Genomic DNA, 15,219 nt, shown 5'->3' with positions numbered 1-15,219 from the left:
ACTGGCCACCAAAAAGCTTCTCCGCAACGTGGCCCTTCTGTTGATCGGTGTCCTGGCCGCATACGCGGTAACCGCCCTGCTGCTCTGAAGGAGACCCTCATGATGATTGACACAGCCCCGCACCCGCAGTCCATCACGCCGGCCGCCCTCCGCGCGGCCGATGTGGCCACCACCGTCCTTGCACGCCACGGCAGGGAGGCAGTGGAAGAGATTACCCCGGCCGCCTTTGCAGGCCGCAACGGCACCTGGAACATGAAGCTGCGGAGTGGGGAAAAGGTCTTCGTCAAGCAGATCTCCGCACAGGCCTCCGGCCCGGCGGCCTTTGACCGCTCGGTAGCCTTCGCCGCCTTTGCAGAGCAGTCCCCCCACTTCGCGCCGGCAACGCCACAGCTCATTGGAAGCGACACCGGGAACGGCCTCCTGGTTTTTGAGCACTGCCCAGGAACCAGCCTGGCGCAGCTGCTGGTGGAGGAGACCATGCCGGACAGCTTCCCGGAGGAAGCCGGCGCGTTGCTCGCCCGGCTCCACTCCGGGCCCGCAGCCGGATTGGAGCGCTCCGCACCTCCCAGCCCGCCGGTGGAAATGCTCGCAGTAGGCGTTCCGCACGCTCGCTACCTCGACTTCACCATGGCGGAGATGGCCCTCTGGGCTGAACTGCAGAACGATCGGGAACTGGTCGCCGCTGCGGGGCTGCTAAGGGCCACGGAACGGAAACACCAGGAACGTCCCATCCATGGCGACCTGCGACTTGACCAGTTCCACGTCCACAGCGGAGAGCTATGCGTCCTCGACTGGGAAGAATTCGGACTCGGCGATCCCGCCCGGGACCTGGGAATGCTGGCAGGCGAATGGATCTACCGGGCGGTCCTGGACACGGTCACCACCCGCGGAGGAGCCTCCGCACCCCCCGCCAGGTTCGACGACGAGAGCGCCTCGGCACGCATCGCCGAGCGGATGGCAGCCATTGTTCCGTCAATCCGACGGATGTGGACCTCGTATGCCGATCATGCCAACTACCACGATCCGGAGCTGCCGGTTCGGGCTACCGCCCACCTGGGATGGCATCTGGTGGACCGAACCATCACCCGGGCCCCGATGGTGTCCCGGCTACCCGGCATCGAACGGGCTGCTGCGGGTGTTGGGCGCGAGGCACTGCTAACACCTGGCCACTATGTCAAAGCCCTCGGTTTCGAAAGGACACCTCGATGACGGTCATGCTCAACGCTCCCACACAGACTACATTCGAGCAGGTCTCATTCGAACAGGTACTGCAGGTCCTGAAACACCGGATTTCCATCGATGTTCGCGAGCTCACCGCCACCATAGACGCCACCAGACTCAGAGCAACCAGCCACACCGAGCTGCGCTCGCAACTGGCCGGAGCGATCTACACCCATCTGCACATCGGGCACCCAGGCATCGAGGCGGTGCCGGGCACTGGACACCAGGACCTGGCCGCGGCGCTGATTGCAGGCATCCCGCACCGCACGGTTGTTCAGGCAGCGACAGGACAGGCATCCGTTCAGGCAGCGTCGAAGAGGACGCAGCTGGGGACTTCGGTCCAAGGCGTTCCGCACCAGGTGGTGGAGCTATCCGGAGTGAAGGTCCTCTTTCCCGAGGAGGCACTGGTACGCAACCCCCTGGATGAGATCGTGGGGGTGCGTGTTCCCAGTTGGCGAAGCCGCACCACCCCCGGATTCCTCCTTGCACTCGGTGCCCACGGATCCATGAACCCTGCGGCCGCTTCAAGGCTCTATTTGTCCTGTTCCACGGCAGCAGAAGCTCTTGAAATGTGGCCGAAGATTCTTGGAGCCCTTGCCGCCAGCGGGCTAGGCCATCAGGTCAAGACCCTCTCCTCATCCCTTGCTTTCCCCCGCAGTGACGCGATGGTCATTTACATGTCAGCCAAACATGCGGACGCCGTGGCTTCCCTTGTTCGTCCTGCCCTGAGGTCCTTGTCCGGGCCGGACGCCCCTGCCTCGGTTTTCACCCATAGCGTCCACGACCGCCTGGCACTTGCCATGGAACCAAACGATCCGCGGCCGGGGTACCGGGGGCTCAGCTTCGGACAACACCGCTCGCGGGTACTGACGGACGCGCTACTCCGTGCGTCTGTGGAAAAGACCGACCTCCAAGCCGCCTGGGTTCTGGAAGCCCATGCGGCCTGCATCAACCCTCACCAGCCCGGATACAACGCCGGCCAGTGATGAAACCGGGCAGCGGCCCGCCGCTGCCCGGCACCCAAAAACCTCCCATGAGGAACCCAAAAAGAAAAAACCCATTCCCACTGAGTGGGAAGCAAAGAAAACAGGAGACACCATGTCCAACGCAGTTGTTAACTTCCACCAGGCCAACCTGACCGATCTGGCACGCGCCCACAGCACCTTCGCGGCTGCCGACGAGCTCGGCGGCGACGCTGCCACCGAAGCTCCGGCAACCTCACCGCTGTGCATCGGCATCATTGTTGGCGCCACCCTCGGTGCCGGCTGCTAAGTCACCCCTGGCACCACCGCAACAAAAGCTTTCACCCAGTAGCAACCCCGGACGCACCCAACCACGTGGTGCCATCAAAAGGAGACACCAGCATGACTCACGCCATCACCAACATCCCGCAGGCCGACCTCACGGACCTGGCCCGTGCGCACAGCACCTTCACGGCTGCTGACGAGCTCGGCGGCGACGCTGCCACCGACGCGCCGGCCACCACGCCGTTCTGTGCTGGGGTGATCATCGGCGCAACCCTGACCATGGGCTGCTAGGCAACTCAAACACGGGGAAGGCGCCGGCGAGGTGGTGGAAACATCATCACGCGGGCGCCTCCTGACCCATAACTGACCCACCCACCCCTCGTGAATGCTGAGACCTGCCATGACAACCACTGACAGCAGTCCTCGTCCAATATGGGCGGACCTCACCCTCGAAGCCTTCGGATACTCCAAGGTTGCCCTGATTCTCACAGGCTCGGCAGTCACCCAAGTTATGCCGTTCTGGATTGAGTGGGCGGTTTCAGCGGCGCCGGAAACGGAATTCAAGGTGGTCATGCGGGATTCCGCACAGCGTTTCATCACCCGTCACAGCATTGAGTCCCGCTTGAAATCCCGTGTACAGGCCGATATCTGGGGGGAAGAGCTCATTGCTGCACACATCGATTTGGCAGAGTGGGCGGACCTGATCCTGGTCTACCCGGCAACCCTTGACTACTCATCGCGCCTGGCTCACGGCATAGCCGATTCGCCGTCCTTGCTGGCAGCAATGACAACGGAAGCCCAGGTCTGCATCGCTCCGGCCTTGCCGCCCCGGGCCTTGGCGAACCCTATCGTCGCCGAGACCCTCGGGAAACTGCGCATGCCGGAAAACTTCCTGGTCATTGACCCCGTCCCTGGCCCCAGCGAGTCCAGCGACGTCGCCCTGGCCTGGGTGCCGCCGTCGTTCCCATCCGTGCTGCGCCGGCTGGAAGAGGAACGGCTCCTCCGTGCGGGGATGACCAAAGAGGCGGCTACTGTATGAGCGCCGCGATGGATTCCCGGCAGAAACCAGTCATCCACTCCACCCGGACCGAGTTGCTGTCCACCGGTGTATACGAGGTAGGCGGGGCTTATGAATGGGTCCACAGCCTGGGCGTCGGAGCGCCCATCCCTTTCTCGTCCCTGCCCATCAGCATCGATCCCGCGCCCGGCGCTGACCTCTTGGTGGTAGGCATCGGGGGTGATCGCCACCGTTCATACTCGACGCCGGCAGGGTCAACGGTCTTCGACCTCATCACGGCGGGGGTGCCCGCAAACCTCCGGGCGGCAGGGCGGGCATGGGGCACTGCCCTGAGCGTTCTCCATGAAAATGCTTCCCTCATCGACTTTCCGGGAAGTACTCCACGAACCGTCCAGCGGGCGGAGGTATGGCTGGGAGGTGCATGGGAGCCGGCCCGCGAAGTTTTGGGCGACCCCGGCCTGCAAGAGATCCGTCGATGGATCAAACGCGTACTTTCCGGCCCCCGCCAAGTCATAGCTCACGGATATCCGGGGATGGCCCATTGGGTGGTGACCCCTGATGGTGCAACGGGGTCGCTCCTCACCGGCGAGGACGTGGGGCTTGCCCACCCGGAATATGACATTGCTTGGGTGCTGGGGGAGATGGCGGAGCTGCATGCATTCCACCCTGTTCTGCGTCCAGCCCTTGAAGAACTGCGCGCAGGGTTCCTTGAGACCTGCGGAGAAGCTCCCGGACCGTCCGAGATTGGCCCGGCATTGGCCTTCAGGATCGCCCAGCATGCCTACGACTGGCACCACTATGCCGGCGCAGGAGAGGCCCAAGCGAAGGCGCTGCTTCACTTGGCTGGCTGGTACCTGGCCAGCCCGGCTGCGGACACCACCCCGGAGATGCGATGACTACCCCTACGATTCTTGGCACATTGGACGGCCGGGCCGTGCACGGCATGCAGCTGGACAGGGGAACACAGCTGATCGCGGTTCACGATCCCTCCGCGCGCATCCTCTCCGTCAGTCTGGGCGTGCCAGCGGGAATGCGCCATGAAAGGCCGGGGGAGGAAGGCATGCTGCACCTCCTCGAACACATGGTCTACCAAGACAGTGAGAACACCACGGCGTCCGAACGGCAGGCTTCGGTTCAGAAAGCCGGCGGAATCCTGGGCGGGAACACCCACATGGACTACTCCGAATTTTACGAGTCCGGTCCCACGGGACACCTCGAACAGATCTCACGTCGCTTGGTTGAGCAAGTCTTCCAGCCCGCACTGACCCAGGAGCAGATTGCGGAGCAGATAGACGCCGTGGCCACAGAACGGGCGCAGCGTTTGGCTCCGGCACCCGGGGGCATCCTGCCCTGGCCGCACCTGACGGCGCAATATTGGGCGGACCACGCCAACGGTCATGACGGCACCGGAGATCGTGATCTGGCATCCCGGGTCACCAGTGAAAAGCTACACGCACTTCATCGCCGCCTTTATCCTCCCTCGGGGGCGGTTTTGACGGCCGTGACATCTGAAGACCCTCTGAAGACGCTCCGGTTTCTGGCGGCACCGTTCTCTGGAATTTCAGACCAAGCGCCCGTCGTCCCTGTGGTGCAGGAGTCCGTGCGCAGGGGTGGTTCGGCGTCCAGGATCTGTTCCGGCGGAGCCACCTCCACTCGTTTACTTTCCGCCACGGCTGCAGCGTTGGGTCACTCCGCAGGCCCGGATCTCCTCGGTGACCTTGTGGCAGCTGAGCTGCTGTCCCAGCAGGATGGCCTGGACGCCAGCGCCGGCTTGTTTGGCCCGGGGGACCTTACCCGGGATGATCTATTCGTCCTGGTGGACGACACCGGACAGGCCATAGACCCTTCCGAGAGATTCCGGGCGCTCGCGATCGCCGATGATGCGGTGATGATCCTTGCGGCCCGTCGCGCCGTTCTCCGGATGGAAAGGTTCACGCACGATGACCAACGGCTCGCCCGGACCGTCACCCGCGACGTGCTTCTGAGGGGGACGCCGACGTTCGCCGTTGAGCTGGCGGATACACTCGCCAAAATATCCGACGACGCCACGCGGCTCAGGCCGTTGGTCACCGCCGCGGCATGGCGTCTCGCCGAGCAGGAGTCCGTGTCAGTCATCGTCCAGCCTTCCGAGGAGGTTCTCCGATGATCATCACTCGCCGCTATCTGGCCCAGGTTGACCGGCGTTCCCGCTTCACCACGGTGTCCATGGGCTGGCGAACCGCTTCCGACGGCGTCCCGCACCTGCGTAGCGCCGTTTCCACGGCAGGTGAACGCTGCGGGCCGGCCAAGCAGCCGGTTGCCTTGACGTGGACGCCCGGCGATGGGGCCGTGGTCATGACTGCCACCCTGCCGGAGGCGGCGGTAGGGAGCTGGCTTGACCATGTCATCAATACCGAACACCCGGGAAGAGGGGAAGTGGGTGATCCCGTGCTTGCTGTGGTGGGTTCTTCCGGCGTTCTGGAAGAGCTTGAGGACAGCGTGTTGGAGCGGGAGGGAGAAGGGCCTCCAGTCCCGCAGTCTGCCTTCCGGAGCACCATGAGGCAGACAACGGCCCAGGGATTTGAGCAGACCTTTGTCATTGGGCAGGATCCCGCAGGCGACGTTGGGTTCGCTGCTACTTTTCTTGCCATCTGCCTGGTGGCCGGAGGACCGGGAACCTTGCTGCCAAACGCGATTCAACAGTCCGGGCACCAGGCTGTACTCCAAGCCAGCCGGGGGCTGCAGGCCTCCACACCGACAGTGATGTGGCAGGTCATCACGTCCCGGCCCAACAGTACGGCCATTCTGGACACAGCGCTTTCCGCAGTGGCGGACTACAGGATTGCGGACCACTGGGAAGCAGTGGAGCAGGCAAGGGAGTTTGCGCGGACAAATCTGAACCGGGCGTGGCAGTCCCCGCTTGAACTGGCACGGTCCCTCGCCCACTACGAGGTGATGGGGTGGGGTGGGGAGCTTATCCGCAACCCGGACACGTCCCTCGATGGGGTGGGTTCCGCTGCCATCGAAAAGGCAGTCGAGGGCTTGGTTCGGCCCATCAAGGAGGTCCTTGGACGCAGCTAGTGCGTGGTGATCCTCAGGAATCCAGCCTTGACCGCGAACCGGGGCTAAGGTCCACCAGCCCGCCCTCAACGGCCGCAACAAGAATCTGTACCCGGTCCCGCACGCCGAGCTTCTCCATGACGTTCACGAACCGTGCTTTGATGGTGGATTCGGTCACGAAGAGCTCCGCAGCCATCTCGCGGTTACTCATTCCCCGTCCAAGCAGCTGGATTACCTCCAACTCCTTCTTGGTCAGCGCGTCCACGAGCTTGGGGTCCGGAACAACTTCGGCAGGGACGGACTCCGCCAGCCCTGTCACCACATGCCGTGTCACTTTGGAGGACAATACGGACTCACCTGCCATCACATTATGGATGGCGGCGGTAATTTCTTTGGGCAACGTGTCCTTGACGAGGTAACCCGACGCTCCGGCACGCAGTAAATCCACCACGTAGCGATCGGTGGAGAAGGTGCTCAACCCCAGGATGGCAATTTCCGGGAATTCTGCATGAATTTGCGCTGTTGCAGCCACGCCATCCATGACCGGCATCTGCATATCCATCAGAATCACGTCCGGACGAAGCGCAGCTGCCTGGACCACGGCCACGCGCCCATCAGATGCCTCGCCGACAACCTCGATGGACGGGTCGGACGAGAGATAGTCCCGCAGGATCTCCCGGGCCAACAGCTCATCATCCACCAACAAAACCCGCGTCATACTGATCCCCCAATGTCAGTCACGGAGCCCATCTTCCCACAGATGTGATCATGCATTCGAAGAGGCTAATCCTTCCAACGGGATGGACACCGCGGTGGTCCAGCGCTCCTCGCTAAGGCCCACGTCCATGAACCCGCCAAACACTTCGCAGCGGGCACTCATCGCCTCAAGCCCAGTCCGGGAAGACATGATCGGCTCGGCTTTGGAAACTGTATTCTCCGATGTGAGCTGCACACGATCAGCCCCTACGGCCAACCGCAGGTCCACCACCCCGGACGGGTCCGCGTGTTTAAGCACGTTGGTCCCCATTTCCCGTACCGTCCGGCGAAGCGCCTGGCGCAGGCTGGCCGGGATGCGGGCTACTTCACCTTCGACCACCAAACTAACCTGGAAGCCCGCACGGTCCAGTGCTTCCACAACTCCGTCCAGATCGTGAACCAAGCCAACCGCAGTAGTGGTTTCACCGGACATGGCAGGAGCGTCCAGAAACCCAGCGGTTTGTCCTTCACTGCCCGGTATCTGTGGGAGGCCTCCCGGCTCGTCCCTTTCTTCGTCCTTGAGGAGGGTCACCAGGCTACGCAGATCCTGAAGGGTCTGCTGCGCTGCAGTCCCTATGCCTTCCAGGATTTGGGATGTCTTGGCTGGGTCGTTCACGAACTCGGCGCGCCGCGCCTGCATGGCGATGATGGTCACGTCGTGGGCCACGATGTCATGAAGCTCGTGGGCGAGGCGGGTCCGTTCCTCACTCCGGACTAGCGCCTGTTGCTCCTGCAAATCACGGATATGGTGTGTGCTTTGCTCATAGCGGTGCCGGTAGACGTTGACGCTGCGCCATGCCGCGGCCGCAAGGAAGACCACCAGCGCCAGCAGAACCGCCGGTTGGTCAGCCATCTCCGGAGTTGATATGTACAAACCCAGCAAGACACTGGGCACGAACAGCGAGAAATTGATGGCAAGCTTCCACGGAAGAAGGAAGGAACAGAAGGCCACCACCACCATGGTGGGGAAGATCATGGCCACCACAAGGGACGCGTCCCCGCCCAGCGCCGTGATGACGGCCAGAGCCAGACACCAGGCAACAGCGGATTGCACGGCGCCGAGGAGGAGCGCCAGGAGCGGCAGGTACGGGACTACCAGCTCCAACCAGCCCTGGAACGACGAAAGATCGTGCTGTTGCCAGCGGATCCCCAACACCAGGAAAAGTATGGTTGCCAGGACGATAGCCGAGCGAAGAACCCACCCACCGGGAAGGGGTTTGACGTCAGCGAGCCAGTTCGTCCTACTCATCCACCCAAGTATTACAGAGCCAGCGATTCGACCTCGACGGCGGTGAGGCCCGCCTCGCGCAGAAAGCTCCGCGCGTCGCCGAACTCCTGCGCAAAGCCGGCCAGGAAGTGCTGCATGGCAGCTTCCGGGCTCTGCAGGATCATCAGCTCGGGGCTGAAGTACTCTGCCGGTGTTGCGGGAACGCTGAGCCGCCACGTTTCTGCCATAACTTCCAGGACGTCCGGCAAGTTGGCTGTGGTGGCGGCATAATCCGCCACTACCTGGTCCTCGGTTCCACCGGATGCCAGAAGAGCTATCGCTGACACCACACCCGTCCGGTCCTTGCCCAGTGAACAGTGCACCAAGGTGCGTTTGCCACGAGCCACCGGTCGCAGGGCGTCGGCCACCCACTCGGGACGCAGCCGGATCCACCCCAAATACAGCTCGCCAAGGTCCTGGGGCGTCTCGACGGATTGGAGTGATCCGGCAATGGCGTTCGGGTCCAGCGGGTTATGGATGAGCTCGACGGCGGGCGGGACGACGGCGGCCCTCACGCCTACGCCGTCGTTGTTGTTCTGAACCATCCACGGAACCAAAGAGCGCTCAAGCTCACTCCGCAGGTCCACAATGGCCTGGATGCCGTGCTCCGCCAGGAAATTCGACGTCGCCGCGGCATCCAAACCGAACGGCTGGCTTCCCCTGAGAATCCGGCCACCGGCCAAAGGACGCAGATTGAGCACAGCCATTGTCTGTCCTCGTTGTCTTAGATTTGGCTCTTGAGATCGGCCACGGAGTTCAGGATCTGGTTGGGCCGGAACGGGAAGGACACGATCTCTTCGCGTTGGGTGATGCCGCTGAGCACCAGGACCGTGTGGAGGCCCGCTTCCATGCCGGCCACGATGTCCGTGTCCATGCGGTCGCCGATCATTGCCGTGGTCTCGGAATGCGCGTCGATCTGGTTCATGGCGGAGCGGAACATCATGGGGTTCGGCTTGCCCACAATGTAGGGCTCCCGGCCCGTGGCCTTGGTGATCATGGCCGCTATGGCACCGGTTGCCGGCATGGGGCCGTCCTTGGAGGGGCCGGTGGCGTCCGGGTTGGTGGCGATGAAACGGGCGCCGGCCAGGATATGGCGGACGGCCATGGTGATTGCTTCGAACGAGTAGGTGCGGGTCTCGCCGAGCACCACGAAATCGGGATCGGTGTCAGTGAGGATGAACCCGGCCTCGTGAAGGGCAGTTGTAAGACCGGCTTCGCCGATGGTGTAGGCGCGGTTGCCCGAGTCCGAGGACTGGACCTGGTCCTTCAGGAACTGTGCGGTGGCCAGCGCAGAGGTCCAGATGTTTTCCTCAGGGACTTCCAGGCCGGACGCGCGAAGGCGGGCTGCGAGGTCGCGAGGCGTGAAGATGGAGTTGTTGGTCAGAACCAGGAAGCGCTTGGACGTGTCCACCCAGCGCTGGATGAGCTCAGCGGCACCGGGAATCGCCTGGTTTTCGTGAACCAGGACGCCGTCCATGTCCGTGAGCCAGCATTCGATTTCGTGGCCATTCCGGTACACCGATGTGGACGTGGTTTCTTCTGCCATATTTGCCTCCGGCTGGGATTGTTTGTGCACTGCCACCCAGTCTTTCACCAATCTGCTGCCCCAACATCCTGAAAGCCCCCTTATGTGGGAAGTTCTGCCCATGTGGATAACCCTTTTGACTTGTGTCGTGCGCGTTGGGCTGGTCTACGCTGGTTGCGGCGCTGGTGTGCCACCACCTTGGGTCGGGGGATCGACATGGTGGATTAGTATGTCGCCGCGCTCCCGCAGGTCCCCACTTACCGCATGTGAAAGGGCCTGTCATGAGCAACAACAACGGAGCACCGCAGCCTCCCTATAACCCGGACGGTGTGCCGCAGCCGCGTTACGACACCGGCAAGGACCAGCACAGCCAGTACCAGCCGGGCCAGACGCAGCCCATGTACCAACCGGAAGCCCAGACTGAGGCGTTCCCGACGCAACCTGCCGCCACCCAGGCATTCCCGGCGCAGCAGCCACAGAACCAGCCCGGGCAACACCCCGACGGCGAGTACGCCGAAACCGTGCACCGCTATCCCCAAGGGCAACAGGGGCAACAGGGGCAGCCAGGTTATCCAGGTCAGCCGGGCTTCCCGCCGCCGGGCGGCGGCTACCAGGTCCAGCCGGGATACCCGGGTGGACCTGGTGGATCCGGCGGACCCGGCCAGAACCCGGGCGACCACAACAGGAAGTCGTTGTTCTTCATCCTGGGTGGTGTGGCCGTCGTCGTGATCATTGCCCTGGTGGTGACATTCACGTGGCTGGTTCCGTCCATGACCAAGCCCACGGCGGTGGATAGTCCGGTGCCGTCGGTGACTTCCTCCGACGAGGCGTCCGAGGCGGCAGCGGAGCCTTCTGCCGAACCTTCCGGCGAAGCCTCCGCTTCCTCTGAAATCCCCGCTGAAGCCATCCCCCTGCCTGAAGTTTGGAACGAACTTGCCGGACCCAGCAACGTTCCGGCAGACGGTGATCCGCTGTTCAGCAAGTGGGTCACAGGCGAATCGTCCTTCCAGTACTTGGCCGAGTGGACCCACGACGAGTCGTTCGGCATCACCAAGGACCCCACTACCGGTGAGGAGATCCAGAAGAAAGCACAAGGGACCGTGGAAGCTGACGGGGACGGGATTGCGCTCGCCTACGCGTTCTTCGCTGAGTCAGAAGAAGGCAAGTACGGCAAGGATCCCGCAGAGGTCAAGAAGGCCATCCAGGACATCGAAGCCCGCTTCAAGGGGATGACCGCAAGCGAGCTGCCCCAGAACCTGGTGGGCCATAAGTGCACGGCCGACTTCAAGACCAGCATGCCGGAAATCCGGGAGTTCCGGCGCGGTGCAGCCGTAGTAATTGGCTTCACCTGCACCAATGCCCGCGGCGAAGCGATTCAGGCCGTGAACCTGTTCTCCGTGACACCGTGGGGAACCCCGCAGATGCTCGGCGTCAGCGGGCACAAGGAATACTGGGACGCCCACCCCGGACTCTTTGAGCAGTTGGGCAACTCCTACCGCATCAATAAGTGGAAGATGGTCTAAGGGCCGCCCAACTCCGCGCGCTCAGGCAGGCAACGGGGCAGGGCTAAAGTTGAGGGGTGACTGACCTTCCCCCCAACTCAGCCCTGCCCACGCCTGCCGTGTCTCCTCTGGAGATCGCACCGGAAGGTGAGGCAGAACCGAAAGCCGAGGTCGGCGTCGGGCCTTGGGAGGGTGCCTGGCCGGAAGGCGAGCACTGGGATCCGGACCTGTTGAGGGATGGTGACCGCCGCAACGTGGTGGACCAGTATCGCTACTGGAAGCACGAGGCGATCGTGGCGGATTTGGATTCCAAGCGTCACGATTTCCACATTGCGATCGAGAACTGGCAGCACGACCTCAACATCGGCACAGTGGTGCGAACCGCTAACGCCTTCCTCGCCAAAGAAGTACACATTATTGGTCGACGCCGGTGGAATCGTCGCGGCGCCATGGTCACCGACCGCTACCAGCACGTCCGCCATCACCCCACTGTTGAGGACTTTGTCCAGTGGGCTGAGGCGGAGGGCCTGGCGGTCATCGGCATCGACATCTTCCCGGATTCGGTGCCGCTGGAAACCTACGACCTTCCCAGGAACTGTGTGCTGGTGTTCGGACAGGAAGGCCCGGGGCTGACGCCCGAGGTGCACGATGCCGCCGTCGCCACGCTGTCCATCGAGCAGTTCGGCTCTACCCGCTCCATGAATGCGGCTTCCGCCGCGGCCATTGCCATGCACGCGTGGGTCCGCCGGCACGTGTTCCAGCAGCCCGTCAGCTAGCCGAGCTGTCAGTATCGCCCCGGGCAGCTGCGGTCCTAATTGTCTTTGAGAGTCGCTTTTCCGTCGACGATCTGGATCTCACCTGAGACGCGGGCTTCCCTCACCTCAACATGGGGCTCCCATTTGGGGGTGGCCTCGTTGCCGCGGTTTACTTCGTAGCTAACCGTAGCTTTGCCCTTATCCTCTGACTGGATGTACCAAACGTCCTTGGACAGGGAGAGCGTGAAGGTGGGCTCTTGGTCGATGGTCCACTTAACATTGCGGGTGGGGCGGGACTGGTACAGATTGAATCCGGAACAACCGCTGCTGAACGACTGTGTGGTAGTAGCCGGAGCTGACGCGATGCATGCATCCCGCTTCTTTTGGAGAAGGGCCTTTGTCTCGTCCAGGAGGAGCTGGCTGGGCAGTACCTTCAGGGTTTCGGAAGTGTCGGAAATCCTCCGGTCGATGCTGACCAAGGCTTTCTTCTCTTCAACTGTTGTGTATTTGTCCCCGGATATACCGAGTTTGTACTCACCGGGAAAAGCCGGCAGGAGCAGCTGGGAACCCGTCAGTGAGCTTCCTGACTCAGGGGCCGCTACGTCTACGCCGTTAACGGTGAACGTCTTCACTGGGCGGTTGGAACTGAGCCGGATTTTCTGGAAGTTCTTGGCCCCTACCTTCCATTCGCCGTCAGGTGACTTGGTCATCATCAGGATGTTCTCCTGCTTTCGGCCGTTCTGGGTTACCTCGGCCCTGACGTACTCGCCCTTTGACTCAAGGATCCGGAAGCCGTCAATGTGCTGGCCCGCTTCCTTGTAGACGTTGTCCTGCAGGAGAACCGCCTCATTCTCCGGGACACCCGGATCCGATACGCTCAACGCCTTCTTGGCATCCCCGTCTACAAGGGCCTGGAAGTACGTAGTAGCAGCCGTGCCACCGTCTTTAGCCGGCGTAAACAGGAAGACCAGCCCGACTGTGGCGGCCGCCAGGACTACCGCTGCTCCGGCTGCGATGGCAATGATCACCGTACGGCTCAGTGTGCGTTTCGGCTGAGGTGGGAAGGTGCCCGGCTGCTGGTAAGGGCCGTTTGGATGCTGGTAGGCGCCGTAGGCCGGGGGAGGAGGCGGGCCGGATGGGGCCGACATGGGGCGCGGTTCGTTGTTGGCGTTCGAGGGGTTCTCCATCCGAGAAGTATATCCATCGTGTGGATGAATCGGGGTTGCCGTGCTGAACGCCGACTCGGCGGAAGTGTTAAGAGCCCCCAGTGACCCGAAACACGGCGTCCCGGCGGATATCGATAGGATGGGTGCTAGCCGTAAGCGGTCTACTCCAGGGTTACCAACCCACAGACGAATTCAGCATAGGAGTCACCATGCCCATTGCAACCCCAGAGATTTACTCCGAGATGATCGACCGCGCAAAGGCTGGCGGATTCGCTTTCCCCGCAGTCAACGTCACGTCGTCGCAGACTCTGAACGCTGCGATACGCGGTTTCGCCGAGGCAGAATCCGACGGCATCATCCAGGTTTCCACCGGTGGCGCAGCCTACTGGTCCGGCGCCTCGGTCAAGGACATGGTTGCCGGTTCCCTCGGTTTCGCCGCGTTTGCCCGCGAAGTTGCCAAGAACTACAACGTCAACATCGCCTTGCACACGGACCACTGCCCGCAGGACAAGTTGGCAGACTTCGTCCTCCCGCTGCTTTCCGCTTCGGAGGAAGCAGTCAAGGCCGGCAAGGACCCGATCTTCAACTCGCACATGTGGGACGGCTCGCACGAGACGCTCTCCGAGAACCTTCGCATCGGCCGCGAACTGCTTGAACGCGCTGCGGCCGCGAAGATCATCCTCGAAGTTGAAATCGGCACTGTTGGTGGCGAGGAAGACGGCGTTGAGAACGAAATCAACGAGAAGCTCTACACCACCACCGAAGACGCCCTCGCCACGATTGAGGCCCTCGGAGCCGGCGAAAACGGCCGTTACCTCACAGCCCTGACTTTCGGCAACGTCCACGGCGTGTACAAGCCGGGCAACGTCAAGCTCCGTCCGGAACTGCTCAAGCAGATCCAGTCCGAGGTTGGCGCCAAGATCGGCAAGGAAAACCCGTTCGACCTCGTGTTCCACGGCGGCTCCGGTTCCACCGAGCAGGAAATCGCTGACGCCGTTTCCTACGGTGTGATCAAGATGAACATCGACACCGACACCCAGTACGCGTTCACCCGCCCGGTTGCCGGCCACATGTTCTCCAACTACGACGGCGTGCTGAAGATCGACGGCGAAATGGGCAACAAGAAGACCTATGACCCCCGTGTCTGGGGCGCTTCCGCCGAGGCCGGCATGGCCGCGCGCATCGTCGAAGCCGCCCAGCAGCTCGGATCGGTTGGCAAGACCTTCTAATGTCCGACGAATTCCGGAAGAACCTGATGGGGCCGGAGCCCACGCTCCTGCCCGCCGAATCCGAGATCTACCAGCATCTGGCACTCGGCCACGAAGCACTGGACCTGGTGGCGAAGAACCCCACGTCGTCTCTTCTGTGGGCCATCCTTGCGGAGGAAGCCTGGGCCGAAGGCCGGACTATCGAGTCTTACGCCTACGCCCGCGTTGGCTACCACCGCGGCCTGGATTCCCTGCGCCGCAACGGTTGGCGCGGGGTCGGACCCATCCCGTGGGAGCACGAGCCCAACCAGGGCTTCCTGCGTGCTCTGTACGCGTTGGGCCGGGCAGCGTCGGCAATTGGCGAAGCTGAGGAGCCGGAGCGGATCGAGAAGTTCCTGAACGACTCGGACCCGAAGGCCAAGGCGGCGCTCGAAGCCCGCTAGGGATTCAAGCACATAACAACGGCGACCCTCACCGAAAGGTGGGGGTCGCCGTCGTAAATGCGTTGTGAGGCT

At 62.7% G+C, this 15,219-nt stretch carries 17 protein-coding genes; 12 read left to right on the top strand and 5 right to left on the bottom strand.

Translation table 11 applies throughout. The features are described 5' to 3' along the window. Window positions 1-99: 99 nt before the first annotated feature. The 8 genes from lxmK to MOD31_RS17735 all read left to right on the top strand — a co-directional run bounded on the left by lxmK (window position 100) and on the right by MOD31_RS17735 (window position 6,546). The gene (gene lxmK / locus MOD31_RS17770; RefSeq protein ID WP_142936833.1) at window positions 100-1,209 is read left to right on the top strand and encodes a class V lanthionine synthetase subunit LxmK; all 1,110 of its coding nucleotides are present in this window, start codon (window positions 100-102) and stop codon (window positions 1,207-1,209) included. Beyond that, window positions 1,206-2,207, top strand: coding sequence for a T3SS effector HopA1 family protein (locus MOD31_RS17765; protein WP_166841243.1), 1,002 nt, complete (start codon window positions 1,206-1,208; stop codon window positions 2,205-2,207). The genes lxmK and MOD31_RS17765 overlap by 4 nt, the downstream gene beginning before the upstream one ends. 112 nt (window positions 2,208-2,319) lie before the next feature. Beyond that, complete coding sequence (locus tag MOD31_RS17760; protein WP_165450138.1) at window positions 2,320-2,493, top strand: hypothetical protein; 174 nt, start codon at window positions 2,320-2,322, stop codon at window positions 2,491-2,493. A 92-nt stretch (window positions 2,494-2,585) separates the two neighbouring features. After that, window positions 2,586-2,759 (top strand): hypothetical protein, encoded by a 174-nt coding sequence (locus MOD31_RS17755; RefSeq protein WP_165450137.1) that lies wholly within the window; start codon window positions 2,586-2,588, stop codon window positions 2,757-2,759. Window positions 2,760-2,868: 109 nt separating this feature from the next. Next, window positions 2,869-3,507, top strand: coding sequence for a flavoprotein (locus tag MOD31_RS17750; protein WP_243753164.1), 639 nt, complete (start codon window positions 2,869-2,871; stop codon window positions 3,505-3,507). Then, window positions 3,504-4,382, top strand: a complete 879-nt coding sequence (locus MOD31_RS17745) for a hypothetical protein (protein WP_166841245.1) — start codon at window positions 3,504-3,506, stop codon at window positions 4,380-4,382. The genes MOD31_RS17750 and MOD31_RS17745 overlap by 4 nt, the downstream gene beginning before the upstream one ends. Continuing rightward, window positions 4,379-5,632 (top strand): pitrilysin family protein, encoded by a 1,254-nt coding sequence (locus tag MOD31_RS17740; RefSeq protein WP_250821244.1) that lies wholly within the window; start codon window positions 4,379-4,381, stop codon window positions 5,630-5,632. The genes MOD31_RS17745 and MOD31_RS17740 overlap by 4 nt, the downstream gene beginning before the upstream one ends. After that, on the top strand, window positions 5,629-6,546 hold the full coding sequence (locus tag MOD31_RS17735; protein ID WP_250821243.1) for a hypothetical protein: 918 nt from the start codon (window positions 5,629-5,631) through the stop codon (window positions 6,544-6,546). The genes MOD31_RS17740 and MOD31_RS17735 overlap by 4 nt, the downstream gene beginning before the upstream one ends. Before the next feature lie 13 nt (window positions 6,547-6,559). Here MOD31_RS17735 and MOD31_RS17730 read toward each other — a convergent pair whose 3' ends face one another. From MOD31_RS17730 to MOD31_RS17715, 4 genes are read right to left on the bottom strand one after another with little or no spacing between them, the layout of a single operon-like run. Next, entirely contained in the window at window positions 6,560-7,243 is a 684-nt protein-coding gene (locus MOD31_RS17730) for a response regulator transcription factor (protein WP_166841248.1), read from the bottom strand. Window positions 7,244-7,291: 48 nt separating this feature from the next. Continuing rightward, window positions 7,292-8,530, bottom strand: coding sequence for a sensor histidine kinase (locus MOD31_RS17725; protein ID WP_250821242.1), 1,239 nt, complete (start codon window positions 8,528-8,530; stop codon window positions 7,292-7,294). An 11-nt stretch (window positions 8,531-8,541) separates the two neighbouring features. Continuing rightward, window positions 8,542-9,255 carry a tyrosine-protein phosphatase gene (locus MOD31_RS17720; RefSeq protein WP_250821241.1) on the bottom strand — a complete coding sequence of 238 codons (714 nt, stop codon included), beginning with the start codon at window positions 9,253-9,255 and terminating at the stop codon, window positions 8,542-8,544. A 17-nt stretch (window positions 9,256-9,272) separates the two neighbouring features. Beyond that, complete coding sequence (locus MOD31_RS17715) at window positions 9,273-10,094, bottom strand: HAD-IIA family hydrolase (protein WP_035761154.1); 822 nt, start codon at window positions 10,092-10,094, stop codon at window positions 9,273-9,275. 260 nt (window positions 10,095-10,354) lie between these two features. On the opposite strand from MOD31_RS17715, the gene MOD31_RS17710 reads away from it, so the two are divergent. Continuing rightward, window positions 10,355-11,596 (top strand): hypothetical protein, encoded by a 1,242-nt coding sequence (locus tag MOD31_RS17710; protein WP_250821240.1) that lies wholly within the window; start codon window positions 10,355-10,357, stop codon window positions 11,594-11,596. A gap of 83 nt (window positions 11,597-11,679) precedes the next feature. Then, the gene (locus MOD31_RS17705; protein ID WP_142937107.1) at window positions 11,680-12,351 is read left to right on the top strand and encodes a TrmH family RNA methyltransferase; all 672 of its coding nucleotides are present in this window, start codon (window positions 11,680-11,682) and stop codon (window positions 12,349-12,351) included. 35 nt (window positions 12,352-12,386) lie between these two features. On the opposite strand, the gene MOD31_RS17700 is transcribed toward MOD31_RS17705, so the two are convergent. After that, a complete protein-coding gene (locus MOD31_RS17700) occupies window positions 12,387-13,517 on the bottom strand; it encodes a hypothetical protein (protein WP_166841252.1) in 1,131 nt (376 codons plus the stop codon). Window positions 13,518-13,705: 188 nt separating this feature from the next. Between MOD31_RS17700 and fbaA the strand changes: the two genes are divergently transcribed. Both fbaA and MOD31_RS17690 read left to right on the top strand, forming a co-directional pair. Beyond that, window positions 13,706-14,725 (top strand): class II fructose-bisphosphate aldolase, encoded by a 1,020-nt coding sequence (fbaA, locus tag MOD31_RS17695; RefSeq protein WP_142936822.1) that lies wholly within the window; start codon window positions 13,706-13,708, stop codon window positions 14,723-14,725. Further along, on the top strand, window positions 14,725-15,147 hold the full coding sequence (locus MOD31_RS17690; protein WP_142936821.1) for a DUF3151 domain-containing protein: 423 nt from the start codon (window positions 14,725-14,727) through the stop codon (window positions 15,145-15,147). The genes fbaA and MOD31_RS17690 overlap by 1 nt, the downstream gene beginning before the upstream one ends. The last annotated feature ends 72 nt before the right edge of the window (window positions 15,148-15,219 follow it).

Origin of the sequence: Paenarthrobacter sp. TYUT067, assembly GCF_023656375.1 — a bacterium.
Classification (GTDB): domain Bacteria; phylum Actinomycetota; class Actinomycetes; order Actinomycetales; family Micrococcaceae; genus Arthrobacter.
This window is presented reverse-complemented; position numbering and strand designations above follow the sequence as displayed.

Bases quoted from the DNA above. Each gene is read 5' to 3' on its own strand.
- lxmK (WP_142936833.1), top strand. From the start codon at position 100: ATGATGATTGACACAGCCCCGCACCCGCAGTCCATCACGCCGGCCGCC.
- MOD31_RS17765 (WP_166841243.1), top strand. From the start codon at position 1,206: ATGACGGTCATGCTCAACGCTCCCACACAGACTACATTCGAGCAGGTC.
- MOD31_RS17760 (WP_165450138.1), top strand. From the start codon at position 2,320: ATGTCCAACGCAGTTGTTAACTTCCACCAGGCCAACCTGACCGATCTG.
- MOD31_RS17755 (WP_165450137.1), top strand. From the start codon at position 2,586: ATGACTCACGCCATCACCAACATCCCGCAGGCCGACCTCACGGACCTG.
- MOD31_RS17750 (WP_243753164.1), top strand. From the start codon at position 2,869: ATGACAACCACTGACAGCAGTCCTCGTCCAATATGGGCGGACCTCACC.
- MOD31_RS17745 (WP_166841245.1), top strand. From the start codon at position 3,504: ATGAGCGCCGCGATGGATTCCCGGCAGAAACCAGTCATCCACTCCACC.
- MOD31_RS17740 (WP_250821244.1), top strand. From the start codon at position 4,379: ATGACTACCCCTACGATTCTTGGCACATTGGACGGCCGGGCCGTGCAC.
- MOD31_RS17735 (WP_250821243.1), top strand. From the start codon at position 5,629: ATGATCATCACTCGCCGCTATCTGGCCCAGGTTGACCGGCGTTCCCGC.
- MOD31_RS17730 (WP_166841248.1), bottom strand. From the start codon at position 7,243: ATGACGCGGGTTTTGTTGGTGGATGATGAGCTGTTGGCCCGGGAGATC.
- MOD31_RS17725 (WP_250821242.1), bottom strand. From the start codon at position 8,530: ATGAGTAGGACGAACTGGCTCGCTGACGTCAAACCCCTTCCCGGTGGG.
- MOD31_RS17720 (WP_250821241.1), bottom strand. From the start codon at position 9,255: ATGGCTGTGCTCAATCTGCGTCCTTTGGCCGGTGGCCGGATTCTCAGG.
- MOD31_RS17715 (WP_035761154.1), bottom strand. From the start codon at position 10,094: ATGGCAGAAGAAACCACGTCCACATCGGTGTACCGGAATGGCCACGAA.
- MOD31_RS17710 (WP_250821240.1), top strand. From the start codon at position 10,355: ATGAGCAACAACAACGGAGCACCGCAGCCTCCCTATAACCCGGACGGT.
- MOD31_RS17700 (WP_166841252.1), bottom strand. From the start codon at position 13,517: ATGGAGAACCCCTCGAACGCCAACAACGAACCGCGCCCCATGTCGGCC.
- fbaA (WP_142936822.1), top strand. From the start codon at position 13,706: ATGCCCATTGCAACCCCAGAGATTTACTCCGAGATGATCGACCGCGCA.
- MOD31_RS17690 (WP_142936821.1), top strand. From the start codon at position 14,725: ATGTCCGACGAATTCCGGAAGAACCTGATGGGGCCGGAGCCCACGCTC.